General features: G+C 71.7%; 20 protein-coding genes and 2 pseudogenes. 5 read left to right on the top strand and 17 right to left on the bottom strand.

What is annotated here, in order from left to right:
• Positions 1-276 precede the first annotated feature (276 nt).
• The 4 genes from AB0F03_RS34900 to AB0F03_RS34885 all read right to left on the bottom strand — a co-directional run bounded on the left by AB0F03_RS34900 (position 277) and on the right by AB0F03_RS34885 (position 6,506).
• A complete protein-coding gene (locus AB0F03_RS34900; protein WP_361999728.1) occupies positions 277-1,023 on the bottom strand; it encodes an anti-sigma factor in 747 nt (248 codons plus the stop codon).
• Positions 1,020-1,604 carry a sigma-70 family RNA polymerase sigma factor gene (locus AB0F03_RS34895; RefSeq protein ID WP_361999725.1) on the bottom strand — a complete coding sequence of 195 codons (585 nt, stop codon included), beginning with the start codon at positions 1,602-1,604 and terminating at the stop codon, positions 1,020-1,022. The genes AB0F03_RS34900 and AB0F03_RS34895 overlap by 4 nt, the downstream gene beginning before the upstream one ends.
• Positions 1,605-2,203: 599 nt before the next feature.
• The gene (locus tag AB0F03_RS34890; protein WP_361999722.1) at positions 2,204-5,053 is read right to left on the bottom strand and encodes a lectin; all 2,850 of its coding nucleotides are present in this window, start codon (positions 5,051-5,053) and stop codon (positions 2,204-2,206) included.
• Positions 5,054-5,570: 517 nt separating this feature from the next.
• Positions 5,571-6,506, bottom strand: a complete 936-nt coding sequence (locus AB0F03_RS34885; protein ID WP_361999720.1) for a LysR family transcriptional regulator — start codon at positions 6,504-6,506, stop codon at positions 5,571-5,573.
• Positions 6,507-6,639: 133 nt separating this feature from the next.
• Between AB0F03_RS34885 and AB0F03_RS34880 the strand changes: the two genes are divergently transcribed.
• Positions 6,640-7,929, top strand: coding sequence for an MFS transporter (locus tag AB0F03_RS34880; protein ID WP_361999717.1), 1,290 nt, complete (start codon positions 6,640-6,642; stop codon positions 7,927-7,929).
• A 20-nt stretch (positions 7,930-7,949) separates the two neighbouring features.
• Here AB0F03_RS34880 and AB0F03_RS34875 read toward each other — a convergent pair.
• From AB0F03_RS34875 to AB0F03_RS34850, 6 genes and pseudogenes are all read right to left on the bottom strand, one after another.
• Positions 7,950-8,631 (bottom strand): annotated as a pseudogene (locus tag AB0F03_RS34875) (helix-turn-helix domain-containing protein).
• Between the two features lie 75 nt (positions 8,632-8,706).
• Complete coding sequence (locus AB0F03_RS34870; protein ID WP_361999715.1) at positions 8,707-10,242, bottom strand: carboxylesterase family protein; 1,536 nt, start codon at positions 10,240-10,242, stop codon at positions 8,707-8,709.
• A 1-nt stretch (position 10,243) separates the two neighbouring features.
• The gene (locus AB0F03_RS34865; RefSeq protein WP_361999712.1) at positions 10,244-10,930 is read right to left on the bottom strand and encodes a GPP34 family phosphoprotein; all 687 of its coding nucleotides are present in this window, start codon (positions 10,928-10,930) and stop codon (positions 10,244-10,246) included.
• A gap of 132 nt (positions 10,931-11,062) precedes the next feature.
• A complete protein-coding gene (locus AB0F03_RS34860; protein ID WP_361999709.1) occupies positions 11,063-11,725 on the bottom strand; it encodes a response regulator transcription factor in 663 nt (220 codons plus the stop codon).
• A complete protein-coding gene (locus AB0F03_RS34855; protein WP_361999706.1) occupies positions 11,722-12,867 on the bottom strand; it encodes a histidine kinase in 1,146 nt (381 codons plus the stop codon). The genes AB0F03_RS34860 and AB0F03_RS34855 overlap by 4 nt, the downstream gene beginning before the upstream one ends.
• A 164-nt stretch (positions 12,868-13,031) precedes the next feature.
• Positions 13,032-14,012, bottom strand: a complete 981-nt coding sequence (locus AB0F03_RS34850) for an alpha/beta hydrolase (protein WP_361999704.1) — start codon at positions 14,010-14,012, stop codon at positions 13,032-13,034.
• 299 nt (positions 14,013-14,311) lie between these two features.
• Between AB0F03_RS34850 and AB0F03_RS34845 the strand changes: the two genes are divergently transcribed.
• Complete coding sequence (locus tag AB0F03_RS34845; RefSeq protein WP_361999701.1) at positions 14,312-14,740, top strand: spore-associated protein A; 429 nt, start codon at positions 14,312-14,314, stop codon at positions 14,738-14,740.
• A gap of 94 nt (positions 14,741-14,834) precedes the next feature.
• Here the strand turns inward: AB0F03_RS34845 and AB0F03_RS34840 are convergent, their stop codons facing one another.
• Positions 14,835-16,637 carry a coagulation factor 5/8 type domain-containing protein gene (locus AB0F03_RS34840; protein ID WP_361999698.1) on the bottom strand — a complete coding sequence of 601 codons (1,803 nt, stop codon included), beginning with the start codon at positions 16,635-16,637 and terminating at the stop codon, positions 14,835-14,837.
• Between the two features lie 457 nt (positions 16,638-17,094).
• Between AB0F03_RS34840 and AB0F03_RS34835 the strand changes: the two genes are divergently transcribed.
• Positions 17,095-18,135: a LacI family DNA-binding transcriptional regulator gene (locus AB0F03_RS34835; protein ID WP_361999694.1), complete on the top strand. Its 1,041-nt coding sequence runs from the start codon at positions 17,095-17,097 to the stop codon at positions 18,133-18,135.
• Between the two features lie 26 nt (positions 18,136-18,161).
• Here AB0F03_RS34835 and AB0F03_RS34830 read toward each other — a convergent pair.
• Positions 18,162-18,417, bottom strand: a pseudogene (locus AB0F03_RS34830) (amidohydrolase); the annotation flags it as partial.
• Between AB0F03_RS34830 and AB0F03_RS34825 the strand changes: the two are divergent.
• Positions 18,397-18,522: a hypothetical protein gene (locus AB0F03_RS34825; RefSeq protein WP_361999734.1), complete on the top strand. Its 126-nt coding sequence runs from the start codon at positions 18,397-18,399 to the stop codon at positions 18,520-18,522. The pseudogene AB0F03_RS34830 and the gene AB0F03_RS34825 overlap by 21 nt on opposite strands.
• Before the next feature lie 17 nt (positions 18,523-18,539).
• Here AB0F03_RS34825 and AB0F03_RS34820 read toward each other — a convergent pair whose 3' ends face one another.
• Positions 18,540-19,547, bottom strand: a complete 1,008-nt coding sequence (locus AB0F03_RS34820; protein WP_361999692.1) for a YihY/virulence factor BrkB family protein — start codon at positions 19,545-19,547, stop codon at positions 18,540-18,542.
• Positions 19,548-19,717: 170 nt separating this feature from the next.
• On the opposite strand from AB0F03_RS34820, the gene AB0F03_RS34815 reads away from it, so the two are divergent.
• Positions 19,718-20,788 (top strand): YihY/virulence factor BrkB family protein, encoded by a 1,071-nt coding sequence (locus AB0F03_RS34815; RefSeq protein WP_361999689.1) that lies wholly within the window; start codon positions 19,718-19,720, stop codon positions 20,786-20,788.
• Between the two features lie 36 nt (positions 20,789-20,824).
• On the opposite strand, the gene AB0F03_RS34810 is transcribed toward AB0F03_RS34815, so the two are convergent.
• The 4 genes from AB0F03_RS34810 to AB0F03_RS34795 all read right to left on the bottom strand — a co-directional run bounded on the left by AB0F03_RS34810 (position 20,825) and on the right by AB0F03_RS34795 (position 24,293).
• Positions 20,825-21,889 (bottom strand): hypothetical protein, encoded by a 1,065-nt coding sequence (locus AB0F03_RS34810; RefSeq protein WP_361999686.1) that lies wholly within the window; start codon positions 21,887-21,889, stop codon positions 20,825-20,827.
• A gap of 84 nt (positions 21,890-21,973) precedes the next feature.
• A complete protein-coding gene (locus AB0F03_RS34805; RefSeq protein WP_361999683.1) occupies positions 21,974-22,828 on the bottom strand; it encodes a phosphatase PAP2 family protein in 855 nt (284 codons plus the stop codon).
• Complete coding sequence (locus tag AB0F03_RS34800) at positions 22,825-23,643, bottom strand: VTC domain-containing protein (protein WP_361999680.1); 819 nt, start codon at positions 23,641-23,643, stop codon at positions 22,825-22,827. The genes AB0F03_RS34805 and AB0F03_RS34800 overlap by 4 nt, the downstream gene beginning before the upstream one ends.
• Complete coding sequence (locus tag AB0F03_RS34795) at positions 23,640-24,293, bottom strand: DUF4956 domain-containing protein (protein ID WP_361999678.1); 654 nt, start codon at positions 24,291-24,293, stop codon at positions 23,640-23,642. Before AB0F03_RS34795 ends, AB0F03_RS34800 begins: the two co-directional genes overlap by 4 nt.
• Positions 24,294-24,441 lie beyond the last annotated feature (148 nt).

Below are 24,441 nucleotides of genomic sequence, written 5' to 3'. Positions count from 1 at the left end.
ATCAGCGTCCTGTTCGCCATGCTCCGCGACGGAACCTTCTACGAACCCAAAACCCCACAGACCGCTTGACGAAAGACATAGAGGCACCCCCCCGGAAACGGGAGTGTCCCGCTTCTGGACACGTGGCGCGCTTTCGCGCGGTGTCGGGCTCCGCGACCGCACGCCGAAGCTGACGGCTACAGCAGGTGGGTCAGCGTCTCCCGGACAGCGTGGAGCCTGTCCGAGCGGGTCGGCCAGCGTTTCCCGGAGAGCGCGGCGCCTGTCCGAGCGGGTCGGTCATGCCGGCAGGGCGACCAGGGCGAGGGGCGCGGCGGTGGGGCTGGGGGATCCTCCGGCGGGTTCCACAGTGATGCCCACAGCCGAGGCCGCGTTCGCCGAGCCGGCCAGCACGACGGCCTGGTCGGTGCGGTGCACGTTCATCAGGCCCGCGGACCGCATCGTGCCGTCCACGGCGAACCACAGTTGGTAGACCTTGCCCCGGGGTGGGGCGGCCATGCCGGCGGCCAGCAGGACGGCCTTGTCCCGAGCGGCTGAGACGACGACCGTGGCCCTGGCCGCACCGTCGAGACGGACGCGGCGCGAGACGGCGTCGGGCGCGCCCAGGACGGTGACCAGCTCGTCCGCCTGCTGATGGGCCCGCCTTGCCTCGGCAGCGGCGTTCTCGGCGCGGCCGTGTTCCCGTACAGCGATGCCGCCGAGGCCCATCGCGGCTGCCAGGCAGGCGGCCAGTACCAGCCGGGGAAGCCGTCGGCGAAGCGAGCCGGCCGGTCTGGCCGCGCGGACGTGCGGGGCGATCTGCCGGACGGTGGTCACGCGCTGGAGGACGTGCTGCCTCATTGCGGGGCGAGGAGTGATTGCCACTGCCGCCGCGAGCTTCGCGGCCGTAGCGGTGAATTCCGCTACCTCCTCGGTGCAGGACCGGCAGGCGTTGAGGTGTCGCGCGAACAGCACGCCTTCCTCGTCGGACAGCGCGTGCAGGGCGTAGGCACCCGTCAGGGTGTGCAGATCGGCATCGGTGGTCACGCGCTCACTCCCAGGCAGTCACGCAACCGGATCAGTCCGTCGCGCAGGCGAGTCTTGACCGTCCCCAGAGGAACGGACAACTGGGCTGCCACCTCGCGGTAGGTGAGCCCCCGGTAGTAGGCGAGAGTCACGGACTGGCGCTGCAACTCCGTGAGTGTCCGTAGGCAACGGCGGACCTGCTCACGCTCCAGACGGTGCTCGACCTGCTCGCTCACCTCGTCGTACTCGGGCACCTGGTCCAGCAGCGCGGCCTTGTGATCCCTCACCGCGGACGCCTCCGCCGAACGGACCCGGTCGATGGCGCGCCGGTGGGCAAGCGTGAGAACCCAGTTCATGACACTGCCGCGATCGGACCGGTACCGGGGCGCGGTGCGCCACACCTCCACCAGGACTTCCTGGGCGACCTCCTCGGACTGGGCCACGTCGCACAGCACCGCACGCACCACGCCCAGCACGGGAGCTGCGACAGCGTCGTACAGCGCCGCGAAGGCGTCGCTGTCTCCGCAGGCAACCGACTCCATCAGCGCTTGCAGATCGGGTTGCCGCGCGCGAACGCGGCCGATGAACACAGGCTCTTCCACCAATTCCGTCCCTCTATGAGCGACTCCGCCCACCGTCGTCCGCCCACCTGCGGAGAGTTGTTCACGACAGCATGACCGGGATGCCGGCACCGCAGACTCCCCCGGCCCGCAGCACGCTGTGGCGCCTGACTAGCCGCCTTTTCCGCAGGGCGGCGTGCGTGCGGCAGGTGCCACCGTGCCCCTCATGGTCTGTCACACAGGGAATCCGATCCTGAGAAGCCGACGGATTGGTCGATCCCGGCGATATCGCTTCCGTTCTCTTCCGAACCTGTCGGTGGGAGCACTCGGACGCCGTACTGCTGACGGTGTTGCAGCACCGGTGGTCGGTGGCGGGCCTCACCAGGACGGTGGGTGAACACGATCACCGGTCCGGTGCGAGGAGGGCCGCCCTGTGATCGGCCTGGTCCGCTACCTGTTCACGGTGCTGCCGTTTTCCCGTCGCTGCCTCGCGCCGCTGCTGCTGTTCCTCGGTCCGGTGGCCGTGCTGACCAGGCGCGACGCCGGCCCGCCCCGCGACCTACGCCTCGGTGGCCGGGGCCGTGCTGCACGGACGGCGGGTCCGCCCGGTGGGTGTACCGGACGGACCCGCAGGTGGTCGGTCAGTGCCGCACGGCGGGTGCCTGCGCGGCTGGTGCGGTCCGGCTTCCGGCTGCCGCCGCGGCGGCCGGCAGTGTCCAGTTCTGGGCGCCCGTGCCGTTGCAGGTGTAGATCTGAAGTCGAGTACCGGTGGCGGTGGAGGAGTCGGGGACGTCCAGGCACTTGCCGGAACCGGGGTTCACGAACGAACCGCTGGTGCCCTGCTTCCACTGCTGTGCGCCCGTGCCGTTGCAGCGATAGAGCTGGACCGGTGTGCCGTCGGCGGTGCCGCTGTTGCTGACGTCCACACACTTGCCGAGCACGCGGAGTGTGTTGTCCGCGGCGACCGTCACGTCCTGGGCGTAGGTCTGGTTGCATCCCCAGGTCTGGATGTGCGCGCCGTCCCCGGTACCCGAGTCGGCGACGTCGAGGCAGAGCCTCTCGGTGCTGCCTGCGACGCCGGAAACGACCGGGCCGACGCGGGGTGCCGACGGGGCCGCGACGCCACCGGCGTACGAGGGCGGAGCGGCGGCGCCGCCGGAGGCCCAGCCGGTGTTCGGGGCGGTGCCGAGCGTGTAGGTGAGGGTGCCGCCCGAGGTGAGGGCCGCGGTGGGGGCGTAGGCGTTGTTCCAGGCGTCCGCGTTCCAGGACGCGGACTGGACGTACGGCGCGTCATCGGCGGCACCGTTCCCGTTGACGGTCAGCGTCTTGCCGGAGGGCAGGGTCACGACGGCCTGCGGGAAGACCGGGGAGCCGAGAGCGAGGTCGGCCGTGCCCGGGGTCTGCGGGAACATGCCGAGCGCGGACCACACGTACCAGGCGCTCATGGCGCCGAGGTCGTCGTTGCCGTCGGCGAGGCCACCGGGGGTGTTGGACCAGATCTGGTTCTGGATCGCACGGACCGCGCCCTGCGTCTTGTACGGCGCTCCGGTGTAGTCGTACTCCCACGGCAGTTCGATGCTGGGCTCGTTGCCCACCCAGGCGTACCCCTTGTCGCCGGTGAAGCTGCGCAGCACGGTGTCGAGATAGTGGTTCATGGTGGTGTTGCCGCCCTTGGCCCGGGCGAGTCCGGCGACGTTGAACGGGATCATGCCCGTGTAGATCCATGAGTCGCCTTCGACCATGTCCGTGCCACTTGTGGGATCGAATCCACCGGTCCACGAGCCGTTGGCATTGCGCGGCTCGACGAAGCCGGAAGCGGGATTGAGGACGTTGCGCCAGTCCTGTGCCCGGGCGGCGTACGTCTTCTGATCGGCGCTGTCACCGAGGGCGCCGGCCAGAGCGGAGAGGGCGAAGTCAGCGGTGTTGTACTCCAGGGTGGTGGCGGCCGGCCCGTAGAAGTTGCAGCAGCCGTAGCTGCCGTCGTGCGGCAGCCAGCCGGGAGTGTTCAGGTAGTTCAGGCCGGGCCGGTCGTTGTTGGTCTGCGACGCCTGGGCGACCAGCCCCTTGAGCGTCTCGGCGGTGTCGAACTGGCGGGCGCCGAAGGCGTAGTAGTCGGCGATGATGGCGGCTGCCGGGTCACCGACCATCACGTAGGACTCGCCGTTGTACTCCGACCATTTGGGGAAGACGCCGGTCTGGCGGTAGTCGTCGAGCATCGACTGCGCTGTGTCGGAGGCCGCTCTCGGGTCGACAAGCGCCTCGAGTTGCGCCTGGGACCGGTAGATGTCCCAGCCGGAATAGTTGCCGTAGACGGCCTGATGACCGGAGTCGACGGTGTGCGTCCGGCCGTCGAACCCCGAGTACTGCCCGTTGGTGTCGCTGACGATGTTCGGGTGGAGCAGGGAATGGTACAGCGCCGTGTAGAACATCTGCTGGTGAACCGCGGTCCCGCCGGCGATCTGGATCCTGCCCAGTTCGGTGTTCCACGCGTTCTGGGCGGCACCGCGGGTGGCGTCGAAGTCCCAGCCCGCGTTCTCCGCGGTGCGGTTGGCGGTGGCGTTGGCGACGGAGACGTAGCTGATGCCGACCTTCGCCTGCACGGTCGGGTGAGCGGTCGCGTCGAACGTCACGTAGCCGTTCTGAGCGGCGGCCCGGGGGGTCTCCGCGGCGGCTCCGGACCGGATTCGGCCGGGGGCGGTGGCCGGCTTGCCGTGCAGCACCGGCTTGTTGGGCTTCTCCGGGGTGTGCGGACCGGCACCGTGGACGGATGGCCGGCGTAGCGTGGACGTCGCGGTGGGAGCGCCGCTGGTCTTGAACGGTTGGTCGAAGACCATGTCGAAGTAGACGGTGTAGGTGTTTCCCGCCCCGCAGAAGCGGCCGCTGGTGACCTGTCCGCTGACCTCGGTGGGTGAGACGACGGTGAACTGGGTGTTGCTGGCGCCGTTCTGGCTGCCGGTGAGTTTGAAGACCAGGTTGGCCTGCGTGGTCGAGGGGAACGTGAAGCGCGCCATGCCGCTGCGTTTGGTGGCGGTCAGCTCGGTGGTGACCTGGTTGTCCGTCGACACCTTGTAAGAGCCGGCGGTGGCACTCTCGTTGGCGTGCGAGAAGCTGTCGGTCGACGAGGTGCTGACCGCGCCGACGGTCGGGAGCACCGGAACGTCCCCGGCGGCGCCGCAGCCCGGCCCCGCGATGTGGGTGAGACTGAAGCCGGTGATCGACTTGTCGTTGTACTCGTAACCGCCGCCCGGGGGCCGCGACGGGGTGTCCGGGCTCCACTGCACCATGCCGAACGGGACGTCGGCACCGGGGAAGTCGTTGGCCTCGTTCGACGTCCCGATGAAGGGGTTGACGAGAGTGGCGGGGGCGGTCACCAGGGTCGCGGAGGCGGGGGCCGCCGCAGCCATGGGCGCGACGAGAACCGTCGCCGCGAGAGTGGTCGCCGCCAGCAGCCCGGTGGCCAGGGCCGCGGGTGGGCGGGGGGTGAGTCTCATGTCCGTCGTGCTCCTTGTGCTCGTGTCCGCCTGGTGCCGGAGACCGGCAGGCAGCGTGCGGGACAGGACCGTGCGAAGCACCTCTGACAACGTTGTCCACCGATGCGCGAGCTTGGTGCCGGGACGGAGGAGACGGTGGGTTCTGCGCACGGCGGAGCGGTCGGAGATGCCGGAGCGGGGCGCGTGCTCCCGGGGAACGTAGAGCGACAATCAGGTTCACGTCAAGAGTGTGGGCAGTTCATCGCGGTGACGTGAGCCGTCGCGGTGGCGCTGTCCGTCGCGGTGGCGCCGGTGGACACTCGGGTTCTGTTCGGAACCCGCGGCCCGGCCTTACCGGAGACCGTCTTCCAGGACCCGGCCCACGCGGACGCCCGGCTGTTCGTCATGCCGCACAGCGGTGTCGGCGCCTAGGTGGTCCGGCCCGGCACCGAGCGGTTCGGGCCGCCGGAGGCGTGCCCGGTGCAGCCCCCCGGCCGGGAGACCAGGATCGGCCACGCCCCGTACGGGAAAGGCGCGTTCAGCGTGGGAGTACCCAGCTAGGGGTCCAGGTCCCGGTGGCGCCGTGGTCGGTCGCCGTGGTGGCGAGGTGGGCGCGGAGGGTGGCCAGTGCCGGGTGGGGGTTGTCGCGGTGCCAGAGGAGCGAGTGCGGGTAGACGGGTGTCGGGTCGGTCACCGGGATGCGGCGCAGGCCGTGGCCGGCGGGCCAGACGAGTCGGGTCTGCTCGCCCATGAAGGTGGCCAGGGCCGGGGTGTCGGCGACGGTGTCGAGGAGCGCGTCGGAGCCGAAGTTGGGGCCGGTCGCCTCGATGGTGAGGCCGAACTCGGCGACGAGGTCGTCGTAGTAGGCCGCCCATTCGGTGCCGGGGACGATGCCGGGCATCCAGATGCGGTGCCCGGCGAGCTGGGCGACGGTCACCGACCGGGCGCCCGCCAGCGCGTGGGCGGGGCCGGTGAGGAGCTGGAGCGGCTCGTCGAGCACCCGGACGGACTCGATGTCCTCGGGGAGGGGCCGGCCGGGCACGGCGACGGCGCGGAAGGAGGCGTCGATCGCGCCGGAGCGGATGGCGGCGACGGCCGTCTCGATGTCGAACAGCATCACCACGTCGAGGTCGATGTCGGGGTGGGCACGGTGGAAGCCCCGCATCAGGCCCGACGCGGCAACGCGTGAGGCGATCACGTCGACGCGCAGCGGACGGCGGCCGGCGCGCACGGACCCGGCCGCGCGCTCGGCGACGCGCAGCAGCTCGCGCGCGTGGGGCAGGAACGCCTGCCCGTCGATGGTGAGCTCGGCGCCGCGCGGGGTGCGGGTGAACAGCCGTACTCCGAGGTTGCGCTCCAGCGCGGCGATGCGCTTGGAGACGGCCTGCTGGGTGACCGCCAGCTCGGCGGCGGCCTCCTGGAACTGCCCCGCCTCGGCCACGGCGACGAAGGTGCGGACGGTGTCGAGGTCCATGCCGACACCCTAGAGCCACAACCATTGGTTGTGGGCGACGGCTCTGTGGTTGTTTGATCCCGAGGTACGGCGCTCGCTTTGATGCTTTCGGTCGCGAAACGGTTGTGGCGGGTGAGGGCGAAGGGCGTCGGGCATGAGAAGCGGGCACCGGACGGGACATCGGCTGGGGCGGCGGTTCGGGTGGCTCTGGGGAGCGTACGGGACCAGCGCGCTCGGCACATGGCTCGCCTTCGGCGCGTTCCCGCTGATCGCCATCCGGGTGCTGCACTCCGGACCGGCCGAGGTGGCCGCGCTCTCCTCCGTGGCGGCCGCGGTGGGCGCGGCCGTGGCGGTGCCGCTCGGCCCGTGGGTGGAGTTCCGCCGCAAGCGGCCGGTGCTCATCGCGATGGACCTGGTGCGGTTCGCGGCGCTGCTGACCATCCCCGCCGCGTACGCGCTCGGCGTGCTCACCTTCCTCCAGCTCCTGCTGGTGTCGGTCGTCGTCGCGGCGGCCGACATCACCTTCCGTGCCGCCTCCGGTGCGTACCTGAAGACGCTGCTGCCCGCCGAGGACCTGCTCGTCGCCAATGCCCGCTTCGAATCCACGGCCTGGACGACCACGATCATCGGACCGCCGCTGGGCGGCGCGGTGATCGGGCTCCTCGGTCCGGTGGCGACGGTGGTGGCCGACGCCGTCAGCTACCTGCTCTCGGCCCTGGGCATCCGCGCGACGGGCGGCCACGAGCCACCGCCCGAGCGCCCGGCGGGCACGCGCATGCGGGCCGGGGACCTGCTCGACGGCTGGCGGTACATCCTCACGGACGCGACGCTGCGTCCACTGTTCTTCAACACCGCCTTGTTCAACGGCCTGCTGATGGCCACCCAGCCGCTGCTGGCCGTCCTGATGCTCGGCCGGCTCGGGTTCACACCGTGGCAGTACGGCCTCGCCTTCGCCGCGCCCTCGATCGGCGGGCTGCTCGGTTCACGGCTGGCCCGGCCGCTCGCCTCCCGGTTCGGGCAGCACCGGGTCATGGTCATGACGGGGTGGCTGCGCGCGCTCTGGCCCGTCGGCCTGGCCTTCGTGGGGCCGGGCACCGGCGGACTGCTGCTGGTGGTGGGTGTCGAACTCGGGCTCATCTTCTGCTGCGGGGTCTTCAACCCCGTGTACGCCACCTACCGCCTCGAGCGCACCGCGACCGACCGGGTCACCCGCACGCTGTCCGCCTGGGCGGTGACGACCAAGGCCTCGACCGCGCTGCTGACGGCTGTCTGGGGCGTGCTGGGCAGCCTGCTCGGCGCGCGTACGGCGATCGGCCTGGCCGGCGTGCTCCTGCTGGCGACCCCGCTGCTGCTCCCCCGCCGCGCGGCAGCACATCTGTCCGAGCCCGAGCCGGAGCCGGCACCGCCGCCCGCCACGGCACCAGCCCGGCGCGCGCACCCCTGAGAGAAGCGGGCCGGTCACGGCTAGGCCCCGTCGGGCAGTCCAGCGCTGTCGAAGTAGACCACCAGCGTCTGTTCCGGCTGTTCGGCCAGGTGAAAAGCGGTGTACACATACGCGGTCGCTCCCCGCTGCGGATGCCGCAGCCGTTTGCGGCCGCTGTGCCGGGCCTGCACCTCCTACCGGGGCCACCAGTCCCGCACCTCCGGGCTGCCCTCGTTCAGCTCTTCGATCAGGCGCGTGTACCGCGGGTCGCCGGGATGGCGTGCGGCCAGCGTCCGAAGTCGGGCGAGCAGGCCCCGCGCCTCGGGTTCCCAGTCGAGCGGAACCTCCCGGGCCACCGGTTCCAGGAACACCCAGCGGACGAAGTTGGCCGGCCGGTCCGCCTCGGTGATGAGCCTCGGAAACAGTTCGCCGGCCGCCTGGTTGTGGCCGAGGACATCGTAGTTGCCGCCGATGATGTACGCCGGGTGCGGCTGGAGCAACGACGGGACGGCTCCCGCCCCGGCCGGCAGCGGCTCGCGTTCACCGGCTTCGGGCGCGGGCGCGTGACCGGCGAGCCGGAGAAGATGAGCGCGCTCGCGACGGTCGAGCCGCAGCGCCGCGGCGAGGGCGTCGAGCACTTGTGCGGAGGCGCGGATCTCCCCGTCCCTGCTCCAGGTACGTGTACCAGGTGGCGCTGAGATCGTCGTACGACCCACCGCCCAGAGCTGACCGCCGCCGCCCCTGCGCGCGGGGACCACCCGGTGTCCACGAGGGTGCCCGCATCAGTGTCCGGCGCCGTCAGGGGCGGTTCGTCCAGATGTCGCAGTGGTGGTCCGTGTCCGGCCGGGTCGGGCCGGTGTGGTCCGGGAGCAGGGTCTGTACGCCGTTCCGTGGCCAGCGGGGCGCGCCGTTGCCGTTGGGGTCGCCCGAGCGGGCGAAGCGTGTCCAGTAGTCGATCATCGTGTCGGCCAGGCGCTTCTGGGGTTCGGTCAGGGCGCGGGGTCTGCCGCCGAGGTCGAACAGGTACGGAAGTTCCGTGGTGTGGGTGGCGCCGAGCGGGAAGGGCGGTTCGGTCGTCGTGGGGCGGGGTGCGTTCGGGTCGGCGAACTCGTAACGCCACACGGGCATCCGGCGGGCGAGCCGCCGGGCCGTGCTCGCGGTCGGGCAGGCGTAGTTCGAGTCGCCGATGACGGCGCCGAACACCGGCCCCGCGCTGTCGGCGGTGACGGGGTAGGCGTGGACGACCTCAGCGGTGTGCGCCGGGTCGGGGATGTAGCTGCTGACGACGTCCGGCCAGGTCGCCGGCGTGACGACGGTGCCCGCGCGCATGATGCCGGCGGCCCAGACGTTCCCCTCGTCGTGGTTGCTGCCGAGCAGGACCGGCATCCGCCGCATGTCTCCCGTGGCGAGTGCGGCGGCGGGATCCCGCGGCAGCAACGGCGTCCCGTAGGCGGGGTGTTGGTCGATCCCCTGGTGCGCGAGCAGCTGTGCGGGCGGTACCTCGCGCAGGCAGGTGAGGGGGTGCACCGCCTCGGCGCAGCCCACGTCCGCCGTGAGTTCGGCGCCGGCTGCCTCGGCTGTGGCGCGTGGGTACGCGGAGGGCGCGAAGGGCTGTTCGGGCCGCCCGGAGCACGGTCCGCTCTCGATGACCGCCCGGTGGAAGAGTCCCGCTGCCGATGGCGAGGCGAGCTGGGCGCAGACGCTGTAGGCCCCCGCGGACTGGCCCGCCAGGGTGACGTTGCCGGGATCGCCGCCGAAGGCCGCGATCCCGGCCCGGACGTAGCGGAGCGCGGCCTGCTGGTCGGCGAGGCCGAACGTGCCGGAACCGGCGAGGCCCGGGCGGGCGAGGAACCCCAGTGCTCCGAGCCGGTAGTTGACCGTCACGACCACGACGTTGCCGCGTACGGCCATCCGGTGGGCCTCGTAGGAGCTGCCGGTCCCGGTGGTGAAGCCGCCGCCGTGCAGCCAGACGACGACCGGCTGGGGGTGGGCGGAGGTGGCGGTGTCCGGTGCGGTCACGTCGAGGTACAGACAGTCCTCGGCCGTGCTGCCGCCGCGGACCTCGCCGGCGGGCTGGGCGCACGCGGGGGCCGCGTGCCGCGCGTCCCGTACTCCGGTCCAGGGCGTCGGCGGCCGGGGCGCGGTCCAGCGCAGGGCGCCCACCGGCGGCGCCGCGTACGGGATTCCTTCGAAGGTCCGGTAACCGTCAAGGGCACTGCCGCGTACCGCGCCGTCCTGGGTGTGCGCCACCACCGGCGTGTTCGGTGCCGCCGTGACCGGCAGGGGGGCGAGCACGGCCAGCGCGCTCGTGAGAAACCCCGCCAGAGAGCGCATGTCAGCCTCCGCCCATCCCGCCCCGCGCGGCCACCAGTGTCGTGCGGAGGCCACCGATCGCCTTGGCCGGGCCGGGAGCCACGGTGCCGAGACGTCCGGTCAGTTCCTCGATACGGTCCTTGCGGGCACGGGCGTCCGAGCGGGAGACGACGGGCCGGATGCCGCCGGCCGCGGCCAGGGCCACCAGCGCGGCGTCGGCGGGCGCGATCCGCGCGGCGGACTCCGTGCCGTGCAGCAGAGCGGTCACCGTGGCCCGGAGCGCGGTGACGGCCGAGGGGTCCGTGACCGTCACCGCCCGCCGGGACCGGCCGAAGGACCTCTTCTCCTCGACGGCCAGCACGCCCTGGGCGACGAGCCGGTCCTCGACCGCGTGCAGCGTCCGCTCGCGGTCGCGTCTGATCCAGGAGGCCCAGCCGCGCCGGTCGCGCGCGACGTGGTCGAGCATCAGGTCGAGGACCGGGTCTCCGGCCGGCCCCGGCGTCGCGACCAGCGCGTCGCCGTCGGAGTCGACGAGGTGCCCCCGGACAGCCAGTTCGGCCAGGACGGCCGCGCGGAGCAGGAATCCGGTCCTGGTGCGGTCGTAGAGGCCATCGGCGGAGGTGTCGTAGGCCGTGAGGTACATCCGGCAGTACAGAGGCTGCGCGGTAAGGGACGGAGGCCGCGTCGTGCGGTACGGAGGCTGCGTCATGACGTCGACGCTACGGTGGTCACGGCCGCGAGTGATCCGTCCAGGGGGTGGAACGTCCCTGGGCACAAGGGATGAGTGGGCCGGGCGCTCATCCTGGAGGATGAGCGCCGTGGACCTGTGCGGTGCCGGGTGTCAGAGGTCGCGGGGTCGCACGATCCGGTGGTCGTAGGCGGCGACCGCGGCCTGCACGCGGTCCCGCAGCCCCAGTTTGCGCAGCACCGCCGAGACGTGGCTCTTGACGGTCGCCTCCGACAGGTTCAGGTGCCGGGCGATCTCCGCGTTCGACAGGGCCTGCCCGATCAGGGCGAGGACCTCCAGCTCGCGTGCCGAGAGTTCCGACAGCGCTCCGGGCGTCGGCCGTTCGGCCGGGCCGGTGGACGCGAACCGGTCGAGCATGCGACGCGTCACGCTGGGGGCGAGCAGCGCGTCGCCGCGGGCGATGACCCGGATGGCCTCGGCGAGTTCGGCGGGCCGGATGTCCTTCAGCAGGAAGCCGCTGGCGCCCGCGCGCAGCGCTGTCAGTACATGCTCGTCCAGGTCGAACGTGGTGACGACGAGGACCCGGGTCGTACTGCCCGACGCGATGATCTCGCGGGTGGCGTCGATGCCGTCCATCACGGGCATCCGGACATCCATCAGGACGACGTCCGGGCGCAGCTGCCGTACCAGCCGCACCGCGTGCTGTCCGTCGGTCGCCTCGCCGACGACCTCCAGATCGTCGCGCGCATCGATGATCATGCGGAAGCCACCCCTGACCAGCGCCTGGTCGTCGGCCACCACCACCCGGATCGTCACGGTCCGCAGCCTATCGGCAGCTGGGCGCGCACCTCGAAACCGCCGTCCGCCCCGGGCCCGGCGTCCAGGGTGCCGCCGAGGAGCGCCACCCGCTCGCGCATGCCGAGGAGACCGCGCCCGGCTCCGGGGGACCGGACCGCGCGGGCCGGGGGCCGCCCGTCGTCGGTCACGGTGAGGTGCACGGTCGAGGCGTCGTAGCGCACGCGGATGCTCACGCGGGTGGCGCGGGCGTGGCGCAGAGTGTTCGTCAGCGCCTCCTGGACGATGCGGTATCCCGCGAGATCGACCGCGGCGGCGGGGGCGTAAGTGCGCTCCCCCGGGTTCAGGTCCACGACGAGACCGGAGGCGCGGGCGTTCGACGCCAGTTCCTCCAGGTCCGTGAGTCCGCGCGGCGGCATGCGCCCATCGTCACCGTCGGGCGGCGGTTCGGCGCGCAGGAGCAGACGCAGCTCGCTCAGCGCGGACCGTCCGGCGCCGTCGATGGCGCGCAGCGCCTGCCGTGCCCGCTCCGGGTCCCGTTCGAAGACGTCCTCGGCGGCGCTCGCCTGGATCACCATGACGGACACGGTGTGCGCCACCACGTCGTGGACCTCGCGGGCGATCCTGGCGCGTTCCTCCGCCGCGGCCCGATGGGTCTGCGCGACAAGACGCTCGTGCTGGGCCCGGCGCCACTGGCCACCGGTCCAGGCCAGCGTGACGGCCAGCAGGTACGCCGCCAGGCCCAGCGCTCCCCCGCCGACGAACGCGCCCGGTGTGAGCGCCAGCAGACCGAGCAGCCACCACCGCGACACCCGTGGCGGTGACTGCGACGACAGGACGCTCAGTGCGATCTGGGCCGCGAGCAGGGCACCGGTCAGGCTCACCGCGGGAAGGACCAGCCAGAGCCCGACGCCGGTCAGCGCGGTGGCGGCGAGGACGGTCCGTGGACGGCGGACCACCCACCACAGCGCGGCGATCTGGAGCACCGCGAGCACCAGCGCGGCGGCGGACCGCCCCGGGCCGTGTTCCTCGGGGCCCGCGACGACGGCCGTGGGCGCCACCACGCCGAGCACGAGCACCGCCGAGCCGGTCCGCAGCGCCCGGACAGCTCGGGCGGACGGGGAGAAGTAGCTGCTGCCGTCCGAACCGGGCCACTGATCCACGGACCGACGCTACCAATGCCGGCGGCGCGGCCGGCCCGGAGCCACCCGAACAGCAGGGCTCGGACAGCAGGACTCGGACAGCAGGACTCGGGCAGCGGCCGAACATCCCGGGGGCGGATGTTCTCGTGTTCCGGCAGCACGGGGCGGCGGCGCGGGCGGGTGCGTCAGGCGGGCAGGGCGGTGAGCCAGTCGGTCAGGATGCGGTTCACCTCGGCGGGGCGTTCCTGCTGGATCCAGTGGCCGCAGCCGTCCAGGAGGTGGGAGGACACCAGGCCCGGCAGAGTGACCGGGTACGCCTCGATCGCGTCGGCCAGCCAGGTCGTGGAGGCGTCCAGGCTGCCGCCCATGAACACCGAGGGCTGGGTGAGGGGAGCACCGTCGAAGGCGGCGAGGTCCTCCCAGTCGCGGTCCATGTTCCGGTAGCGGTTGAGCGCTCCGGTCATACCGGTGCGTTCGAACTCCCCGGCGTACACATCGAGATCGCGCTCGCTGAGCCAGGCGGGCAGCCGGCCGACGGGGAACCGGTCACGCAGCGTCCCGGTCCTGCTGACGAAGTGCGGATCGGGAGCGCCGGGTGCGGGCATGGTGTCGGCGGACAGGGCCGCGTAGAAACCCGCGAGCCAGCCGCGCACATCGGGTTCGATCTCGGCCTCGGCGCGGCCCGGCTCCTGGAAGTACGAGACGTAGAACTCCTCGTCCCCGCCCATCCGGGTGAAGACGTCACTGGGGCGGGGGCCGCCGCGCGGGGTGTAGGGCACGCTCAGGAGGCCCACCGCGCGGAAGACGTCCGGCCTGAGCAGGGCGGAGTTCGCGGCGATGGCCGCGCCCCAGTCGTGGCCGACGACCACCGCCGACTCCTCGCCCAGGGCGTGCACCACCGCGACGTTGTCCGCCACGAGCTCGGCCATCCGGTAGGCGTCGGTCGCGACCGGCTTGGAGGAGCGGCCGTAGCCGCGGACGTCGACGGCGACCGCGCGGTGTCCCGCCGCCGCGAGGGCCGGCAGCTGGTGGCGCCAGGAGTACCAGGATTCCGGGAAGCCGTGCACGAGCAGCACCAGCGGCCCGGTCCCCTGCTCCACGAGATGGACACGGCCCCCCGGCGAGGAGACCGACCGGTGTGTGCTGTCCCGGACGTGCTGCGCCATGCGTCTCCTCCAGGAGCGTCGCTCTGCCACGCCCCCGAAGCGGCTCCTCTGCCGCCGTTCCGACGGCTCGATCGTCCATGATGCGGAAGGCCGCGCCGAGACGACGAGTTCGTTTGCCGTTTCGGCAAGTCGGCCTCGGACGCCACGAATTCGTGACATCCGCAGGGCACAACCATCGGTGAGGGTGGCAGGTCGTACCGGTCGTCATGCATGAGGGGAACGGCGGCCGTGCCGTCCGTCCCCGCGGACGCGGCCGTCAGGCCGTTCACCGTGACGACCGACTCATGGGGGAAGAACCGATGTCACACATGTCCCGCGCCCGGCGCGTCCTGGCCGCCGTGGCGGTGGCGGGGACGGCCACCGCCGCTCTCCTGGCCGCGGCTCCCGGCGCCTCCGCCGTCGCCCGGGCCGCCTACAACGGCGCCTGCGGCTCCGGCTACACCGTGGTCAATTCCGCCCCGGTGGGGAACAAGGGCACCGCCTACCTGACGTACAGCTCGTCCACCGGAAAGAACTGCCTGGTCATGGTCCGCAACGTGAGCGGTGACCCGGTGCCGATGGAGCTGTATCTGAACGTCAGCGGGGACGAGATCCACGACAACTACGACAACGGCACCTACCGGTCGTACGCGGGCCCGCTGTACCTCGGCGCGAAGGGGCAGTGCGTCGACTGGTACGGACGGCTGGACGGGGTGTGGTTCGGCGAGAGCGGCACCAACTGCGGCTGACGTCCGCACTCCGGCCCGAGGGGCCGGAGACGGCGACGGACCTGACCCGAACGGAGGCCGGGCCCGTCGCCGTGCGGTTCCGCCCGGTCCCGGGTCAGGGGTACGACAGCACCGTGGACGGCGTGGTCGACGTACCGGACGTCGGTGCCCCGGTCTCGTTGATGACGTGCTCGTACTGGCCCTGGCCGCCGAGGGACACCACGAGCAGGTCGTGGAACTTCACGCCCGCGGTGTTCGGGGCGGCGAAGCCGTGGTGCTGCACGATGCCCGGATCAGCCGTGTAGTTGCAGTAGCTGCCCAGCCCCCAGGCTTCGTGGGCGGTGACCTTGTCGCCGACCTTGTAGGCGGCGTAGCCCTTCACGGAACCGTTCTGGATCGCGGCCTGGTTCGGGGCGTCGTACGCCTTCTCGTTCTGGAAGAAGATCGTGCGGCCCCGCTGGCCGTACCACTGCACGTCGTACTTGTTGAAGTGCTCGACGAACAGGCCCGTGCACAGGACGTCGTCGCCGTTGACCACGATGCCGTAGTCGGCGCGGTTGGTGTCCCATCCGACGCCGGTGCCGTGGTCCGCGCGCCAGACCCAGGTGTGGTCGACGATGGTGTTCCTGCTGTTGACGACCATGCTGGTGGTGGCCTTGCCGGCGCCCGCCCCGCCGATGCGCACGAACACGTCCTGCACGGTGGTCGGGTTGGCCGCATGGTCGCGGGAGGCGCCGGTGGGGCCGACCTCCAGCAGGGTCGCGGAGTTGACCGGCCCGGCATCGATGAGGAAGCCCGCCAGCCGTACGCCGTCCACGTCGGCGACCCGCAGGGCCGTGACGCCGTTGTCCGGCACGATCGTCGCGTAACCCAGGCCCAGGACCACGGTGCCGGCCCGGTTGACCTGGATCGGCTGGTCGACGTGATAGATCCCCGGGGTCAGCAGCAGGTGAAGGCCCTGCGACAGAGCCTGGTTGAGGGTGGCCGCGGTCACGCCCGGCTTGGCGACATAGAACTGCGACAGCGACAGCGAGGTGCCCCTGGGCGTGCCGCTGCCCCAGGTGACCCCGCGCGCATTGGTGCGCTTCTCCGGCAGGAAGACGCGGTACTCGCCGCCGTTGAGATACAGGAACGGCTTCTCGCGGGAGACGGGAGTGGTGTCCAGGGTGGTGTACGGCGGGTTGGGGAAGCTCTGTGCCGGAGCGCCCTGGACGCCGGAGAACACCATGTTCCACACGGCGTTGGCCCAGCCCCCGATCGCGCTGTCCCGGGTGTACCACTGCTGCTGCGAGTAGGGGCCGACCTGGCCGTCGACGCGGCAGTCGGCGATGTAGCCGCCGCTGGCCCAGCCGTAACCGGCCGGGGCGAGGTTGAGGCCGCCGCGCACGTGTATCCGGCGGAAGGGAGCGGCCTGGGCGACGGCCCAGCGGTTGGTGCCGTTGGCCGGGACGAGGGCCAGGTTCTCGGCCGAACGCCAGAAGTTCTGCGTGGCGTTGCCGTTGGCCCACCCCGCGTCGACCGTGATGTCACCGTTGATGGTCGTGTCATCGGGCGACAGGCCGAGGCCGGCGATGGAGGTGTAGAAGCCGATCTGGGCGTTGAGTCCCGTGTAGGTGCCGGGCTTGAACAGCAGCGCGTAGCGGCCGGTGCTGAACTGCGCCGACTCCTGCTGCCGGAAGACCTCGTCGAGTCTGGCCTGGATGCCGGGCGTGGCGGGGTCGAAGACCAGGACGTTGGGGCCGAGGTCGCCGCCGCCGGCCAGGGCGCCCGGCCGGACGGCCGAGGGAGCCGCCGAGGCCGGAGTGGCCGGGCCGGTCAGGAAAGGGGCCGACGCCGCCGCGGCGGCGGCACCGATGACGGTACGGCGCGTGACGGGAGACCGGCCGGAGGCTGGGGAGTCGGGGAAGGCAGGGGGCATGGGCGGCTCTCCTGGTTCGAGATCTGAACGATGTGGGGGTGGGGGAGCGCTCTCTCGCCGGGAATGCTTCAGTCCCCTGAACGCACCGTCAAGAGTCATGACGTAAATCCACAGGGTTTCGTTCACGTCCCGTCGACCTCACGGCAAACCGCGGCACATGACGTCGGCGAATCTCAACGCCCGCGAGCAGCCCACCTCTTGGCTTCGCCGGCCCGTGGGTCGCGGGTCTCATCCTCTCCAGCGGGACGCCTTGACACCTCCGCCTCACCGACCTGAGACTGCATGAACGGGAGAGCGCTCTCCCCCACTGGCGCCCACCGTGTTCCGTCCACGTCGCCGTGGCTGCTCACCGTCCGATGCCTCCATCCTCAGGAGGTCTCCATGCCACGGAGACCGGGCGTCCGGTTGCCGGAGAGCGCTCTATGCCGTGTGCCCGGCGTGCCGTTAGGGTGCGGCCATGAGCAAACAGGCTCCGACCTTGGAGGATGTCGCCCGTGAGGCGGGGGTGTCCCGGGCGACTGTCTCCCGGGTCGTCAACGGCGTCCGCAATGTCGACCCCGCGATCCAGGAACTCGTGTGCCGGGCCATCGAGCAGACCGGTTACGCACCCAACCGGGCCGCCCGGTCGCTGGTGACCCGGCGCGCCGAGACCGTCGCCCTGGTGGTCTCCGGGGCCGGGGACGCGCCGGACGACAGTCAGGAGGCCTTCGCGGCCCGGATCTTCGCGGACCCCTTCTTCGGCCGGGTGGTCGCGGGCGTCATCGGCTTCCTGCGCCCGCGCTCCATGCATCCGGTACTGATGTTCGCCGAGTCGGCCGAGGACCGGCGCGAGGTCCTCACCTATCTGCGGCAGGGCCGCGCCGACGGGGCGCTCGTCGTCTCCACCCACGCCCACGACCCGCTGCCCGCGCTCCTGGCCGAGGCGGAACTGCCCACCGTGCTGTTCGCCCGCCCGGCACACCCGGTGCCCTTGAGCTACGTGGACCTGGACCACCGGGACGGCGGCCGGCTCGCGGCGGAACACCTGCTGGCACGCGGCTGCCGCAGGCCGGCCACCGTGGCAGGGCCGCTCGCTGTCGGCGCGAGTCAGGAGCGGCTCGCCGGTTTCCGCGACACGCTGGCCCGCAACGGGCACCCGTACACGCCGGTCGTCGAAGGCGGTTTCACCTTCGACAGCGGCGTCACCGCCATGACGCGGCTCCTCGCCGAACAGCCTGACGTGGACGGCGTGTTCGCAGCCAACGACCTGATGGCCCAGGGTGCCTGCCAGGTGCTGCGGGAGCACGGCAGGCGCGTGCCCGACGACGTCGCGGTCATCGGCTTCGACGACTCCGGCATCGCGCCTGCCTGTCACCCCCCGTTGACCACGATCCGCCAACCGGTCGAGCGCATGGCGGCGCACATGGCCCGCCTCCTCGACGAACACGTCCGAAGAGAGCGGGCCGAGCCCACGTCCGTCATCTTCGACCCCGAACTGGTCGTACGGGACTCCGCGTGAACGCCGTACGGGGACCGGGACGGCTTTCAGGTAATGGCCGGGGTCCGGGCGGTGCCGGCACACCAGATCCGGCGGATGTCGCGGGTGGCGTGGATGCCGGTCAGGGGGTCGCCGCCGATGAGGACGAGGTCGGCGCGCAGTCCGGGGGCGACCGGTCCCCGATCCCCGGTCGCCGGGACCGGAGTACCGGGCGGGCAGCGCGGTGGCGGCGTTCAGGGCCTGGGCCGGGGTGAGGCCGGTGTCGACGAGGAGGACCAGCTCATGGTGGAGGCTCCTGCCGTGCCCGGCCTGGAAGGGCACGCCGGGCCGGCCACCCGGCGGCTGTCCTTCCTCGCGTCCTTCCGCACCGGCGGGCGCTTCCCCACCGCCCGGCGCACGGCGAACTGAACGCGGCCGGCGTCGGGTCAGGGAGGCCCTTTGTCACCGACGGCCGGCGGCGGGGGCTTGCCGAAGCGTACGGAGACCTTCTCGAACCCCTTGAAGGACTCGGTGGCCGCGTAGGAACGGTAGGCGCGCAGGTCACCCGTGGCGAGGTGGACGTGGTCGGTGAACGGTGTGAGCAGGCTGCGCGGCCACAGCCGCAGGCTGCGCACGGCGATGACCTCGGCGGTGGCCAGGTACACCAGGGCGGCGAGGTAGATCCAGGCGAGCAGGCCGAGCACGATGCCGAACATCCCGTAGGTCGCGGTGGCGCCTCGCAGCACGTGTCCGACGTAGTAGGAGCCGCCCCACTGAAGTGCCTGCCAGGCGGCGGCGGCTCCCAGTGCGGGGCCGTACATCACGCGCAGCGGCAGTCGGCGCCGGGTCATGAGCCGGTAGCTCAGAAGCAGCAGCGCGGCGTTGACCGCCACTCCCACCACACCGATGGCGACGCGGATGCCGACGGCCAGGCGCGTGCCGAAGATGTCGGCGGCGGATTCCGCCGTGGACAGCGCCGTCGTCAGCACGAGGCCGACCGCGAGCAGCAGCAGGAAGTACAGGCCCCTGGCCCGGGATCGCAGCGGGTCGGGCCTGGCGTGCCGCGGTACCGCGAAGATCTTGTTGAGGGCGTGCTGGACCGCCTGGGACACCCCGAGGGCACCGTAGAGGCTGCCGACGACACCTACCGCGAGGGCGGCGCCGTTGCCGTGGAAGGAGTGGATGTTGTGGCCGAGCTGGTCGCCGATCACCGGGATCTCGCCGAGCGCCGAGTGGAGCACCGACTGCTGCAACTGCGGGTTGCCGTGCAGGGAGGCGCTGAGGATGGCCACGAGGAACAGCAGGAGCGGGAAGAGGGAGACGAAGCCGTAGTAGGCCAGCAGTGCGGCGAGATAGGCCGCCTGGTCGTCGAAGAACTTGTACACCACCGCGAGCGGCATACCCGCCCACCGGTGCCGTCGCTGATATCGGTCCAGCCGGGCCAGCACGTTCATGTGGCCTCCCACACCCTCGGCGATGTCCGCGCCTCGGCGGGCACCGCAGCATTCCCGTGCCCCGCACGGGCGATCCCACACCGTCCGGCGTGACCGGCCCTGTCATCGGCCCTGCTGTTCCTGCGCCGCCGAGCCGGCGTAAGCCCACGGGCCGGGGTTATCCGGTGCGCATGGCGAATCTGCATCTTCCCGGCCGTGACCACGGCGATCATGGCGATCACGGCGAGAACCGAAAGAGCGAGGTGCCGGACCCCGAGGAGGCGGGGCCCGGCCCGGAGGTCGAGCGGCGGGCGCCGGACGCGCCGACGAAGCTGCCCAAGGGGGCGTGGCTGCGGGTGCTGAAAGGGTCGCTGAAGGAGTTCCAGGACGACGAGCTGACCGACCGGGCCGCCGCACTGACGTACTACGGGGTGCTCTCCCTGTTCCCGGCTCTCCTGGTGCTGATCTCGCTGCTGGGCATCACCGGCAAGTCGGCCACCGACACGGTGCTGTCCCACCTCAAGCAGCTCGCCCCCGGTTCGGCCCGGGAGATCCTCACGCGGGCCGTGGAGCAGCTACAGGACCGCGCGGGCACCGGTTCGGTCATGGCGGTCGTCGGTGTGGCGGTCGCCGTCTGGTCCGCCTCCGGCTACGTCGCCGCTTTCATCCGCACGGCCAACGCCGTCTACGACATGCCCGAGGGCCGCCCCGTCTGGAAGATCCTCCCCGTGCGTCTCGGCGTGACCGTCGTCCTCATGGTGCTGGCGGTGGTCAGCGCCCTGATCGTGGTGTTCACCGGTGGTCTGGCCCACCAGGCGGGGATGGCGCTCGGGATCGGGGACAGCGCGCTGACGGTGTGGTCGATCGCCAAGTGGCCGGTGCTGGTGCTCCTGGTCACCATGATGATCGCGCTCCTGTACTGGGCGACGCCGAACGCGAAGGTGAGGGGCTTTCGCTGGGTGACGCCGGGCAGCTTCCTCGCCCTGGTCATCTGGATGATCGCCTCGACCGGGTTCGCGTTCTACGTGGCGAACTTCGCCTCCTACAACAAGACCTACGGCACCATGGCCGGTGTCATCGTCTTCCTGGTGTGGCTGTGGATCAGCAACCTGGCCGTCCTCCTGGGCCTGGAGTTCGACGCCGAGACGGCACGGCAGCGGGCGATCGCCGGTGGTCACCCGCCGCGGGCGGAGCCGTACGCCGAGCCGCGTGACACCCGCAAGTGGGACGAGCAGGATCTGCGCCGGGTGGACGAGGTCTGAATTCTCCCGCGCGCCCTCTCCCGACCAGCGGGTGGTTCAGGTGGCGATGGTGGCCAGTCCGGCGATGCCGACGAGATAGACGACGACCACGGTGATGCTGTCGATGCCCATCCGCGCGTACTGGCGGCGGGGACGGAAAATGAGGCCGGTCATGTAGACGACGGTGAGGATGATGCCGAGCGCGGTGAGGTAGATGTCGGTGTCGTGCGCGGCCGGCAGGACGGGCTTGCCGGAGATGAGGGTGGCCAGGAGGAAGAGAACCGGCAGGAACGCGTTACCGCCGAAGATGTCGCTGACGGCGAGCTGGTAGTCGCCGAGCCGGGTGGACGTCAGGCCCGTGCTGAGCTCGGGCAGGGAGGTGGCCGCGGCGAGGACGGTCGCACCGAACAGCACCCCGCTCAGCCCCTGCCGGGCGAAGAGCTGCTCACCGCTGCGCTCGATGACCACGCCCGCCACCAGCGTCGCCAGCGCCGCGGCGGCGAAGACGAGCGCGGCCCGGCGGGAGCCGACACCCTGGTCGGTCGCGGCCTTCTCCTTCTTCCCCCGGGAGTGGCCGCGCGGTTCGGGCTGGCTGTCCGGAGCGTCGCCGCCCTCACGCCACGGCAGCCCCCGGCCCGCCCGGTTCAGCAGCACCAGCCCGATCACCCACAACGCGGCGATCGCCACCGACGCCGGGGCCAGACGCGCGGCGTGCAGATCCGGGGGCAGCTGGGTGCCCATGACCACCACGGCCAGAATGACCACCACCAGCGCGCCCTCGAGCACCAGCTGGAGGCTGGCGGCCAGCCGGGTCAGCGGCGCGCGCGGACGCACCCCGGCGGCGTCCAGGGCGGCGAGGACGACGGTCTGGATGGCTATGCCGCCGAGGATGTTGCCGACGGCGACGTCCAGCTGGCCGGCCAGGGCGGCCGAGACGGTGATGGCGATCTCCGGGAGGTTGGTCGCGATCGCCAGGAGGATGAGCCCGCCCAGGGCGCTGCCCAGATGGAGCCGTTCGGCGAGGACGTCGGTGGTGTCGGACAACTTGATGCCCGCGTACCAGATGACGGCCGCACTGGCCACGAACAACACGAGCAGCACCGGAGAGTTCAGAGATCCCATGCGTCTGCGGGTACCCGCCCGGGGCGGTGACTTGGCATGTCACATGTCCCATGTCCTGTGCCCCGGGGCGGCTCCGGTACGGGCTCAGTGTCCGCCGACGGCGAGTTCGTAGTCACCGATGAGGTCGCCGAGCAGGGTCCCGGCCGTCAGGTCGCTGCGGACGTGGCCGGCCATGTAGAGGCGGGAGTAGAGGACCTGGTCCTGCATCCAGCGGTAGTCCTCGGCCCGGTGCGGGGAGAGGGCGCTGAGGAAGGTGACCGCGGCGGCGGCACGGGTGGCGTGCCGGGAGGGGTAGGAGTAAGGGCCCTTCGCACCGGCGGTGATGTGCTTCTCGGGGCGCAGGGCCGGGTCGAGGACGAAGGGAGCGGGCCGCTTGTACCGGGCGGCGACCCGGTCGCTGATGGTCTTGGCCAGCTTCAGGGCCGACTTGAGCTGCGCCTTCTCTCCCTTGCCGCGCGCCGTGGGGATCAGCTCCCGCTGGTCGTGGAAGTACAGCTTCCAGATGTCCTTCTTCCCGTTGAGCTCCAGCCAGGTGGCGGCCTTCTTGCCGGCGGCGGTACGGGTCCTGGCCAGTGCCTGGACCTCGTGGAGTTCGGCGGTGCGCTCCTTCGCCGTGGGCGGTGCGGGGGTCTGCCGCGCGGCCCAGGCGGTGAAGGCCTCGTCGTCGCGGGTGGTGCCGTGCGCCGCTTTCCACCGGGCGAAGAGGGCGTCGGCCTTCGCGCGCTGGGTGGCGGCCTGTTTGCCGATCGCGGTGATCTCGGCATCCGTGAACAGGGACGGGGGCGGGTTCCGCTTGATGCGGTCGGTGGCCGAGAGCTTCGGCTTCGACGAGGAAGCGGTGGGGATCAGCTGGGGCCGGAGCAGGCCGAAAGCGGCGGCCGCGGTGGCGAGCAGCGCGATGACGGCGTACGGCCAGGTGATGCCGCGCAGGGCTGTCATGCGGCGGGGGTCCTTTCGAGGAGCGGTGCGGGGATCGCCGCGGTGGTGAAGTGCGCGCGGGCGAGACGGCGTATGTCGTTGTCGGGCAGACCGGGGGTGAGCAGGGCCCGGCCGATGATGTACTTGCTGACGGACACCGGCCGGGCGCCGAGACGCAGCAGCAACCGGTCGGCGGGGGCGGCCCGGGTGCCGCCCTTGGTCTCGACGAGGACGTGTCCGGGGTCGAGAGCGGCGGTGCGGTCGCCGTGGTGGCAGGTGAGGAGGCCGTCGAGGGTGACCCGGGTGCCGTGCTCCAGGTCGGCGAGGGCCGCGCGGACGTACCGCACCTCGGCGGCGGGGGCCAGTGCCGCGGTGGTGACGGGGATGTCCGACTGCCGCAGCACCTCGTCGACGAACCCGGCCGCGCAACCGTCCAGCCGGCCGTAGGCGTGGGCGGGAACCCTCAGCGCGTGTTTGACGGTGGCGCCGCGGCCGTCCTTCGTCTTCACCTCCACCCGGCACAGTCCGTCCTCCGCGTACAGGCGGGTGCGCACCTTCCAGCGGCGCCGGCGTCGCTGGACGTGGGCGCGCCAGGCGCCGAGCTGCTCGGTGTCGAAGTAGGTGCTGAGGTAGCTCGTCGTACGGCGGCCGGCCAGGTCGAGGACGTGGTGGCTGTCCGCGAGCCGGTCGACCAAGAGGCGTGCCCGGTCGAGGGGCAGCAGGTACTTGCGGTCGGTGCGGTGCTGGAGCGCGGCTACCGCGTCGACCTCGGCGAGCGTGGCTCCGCGCAGCGCGGACAGTCCGAGGCCGGCCATGAGCGGGGACGGCGACGTCATGCGAGGGGTACCTGCTCGCGCGGCTCCGTGTCCTGCGCGGCGGCGGCCCCGTCCGGTCCGGCGGGGTAGCGGGCCAGGACCCGGGTGGTCTCGCGTACGTAGTCGACCTCGTCGACCACCACCGACAGCGGAACCTGGCCGAAACGGAGCGCGACGTCCTCGGCTATCAGGGAGGGTTCCGGGTAGATCCGGTCCAGGGTCAGCTTCACCGTGCGGGCCGGCGGCTGGTAGGCGCGGGGGTCGTCGACCACCAGGACGGCCACCAGAACGACTGCGTCCAGGGCGATGACCAGCCAGCTGTCCCGCTGCGGGAGCCCGGTGCACAGGGCTGTGACCAGGGCCACGAACGTGTAGGCGACGTCGCGCAGGGTGAAGGCCGCGCTGCGCAGCCGGACCAGGGAGAGGATGCCGAACAGCCCGAAGCCGACCCCGGCGGGGAACTTGCCCGCGCTGATCGCGCTCATCGCCGCGAACAGACCGACGTTCAGCGCGACCAGGACCAGCGGCATCGCCGGTGCGCTGGGGCGGCGCCGGTAGAGCCACCCGACCAGGATCAGCAGGGCGACGATGTCGAGGCCGCCGCGCGTGGTGAGGTCGGCCGGTGTGACGTGCTCGGTGATGCCCTTGGCGGCGAGCACCCAGGTGTCCATGACTGTCCCTTCCGTCCCGGCACGTCGGACGGCGGACCGGTCGCGGCCCGCGGTGCACCGCGACGTGAAGGACGGTAGGGATGTCACATGAACGAACCATGAAGCCTTTCCGATGCCCGGAGTCCAGTTCCCGGGCGGATAATCTGAC

This window comes from Streptomyces sp. NPDC028722 (assembly GCF_040637655.1).
Taxonomy (GTDB): domain Bacteria; phylum Actinomycetota; class Actinomycetes; order Streptomycetales; family Streptomycetaceae; genus Streptomyces.
The sequence above is the reverse complement of the archived record's forward strand: the minus strand, read 5'-3'. Positions and strand labels throughout refer to the sequence as shown.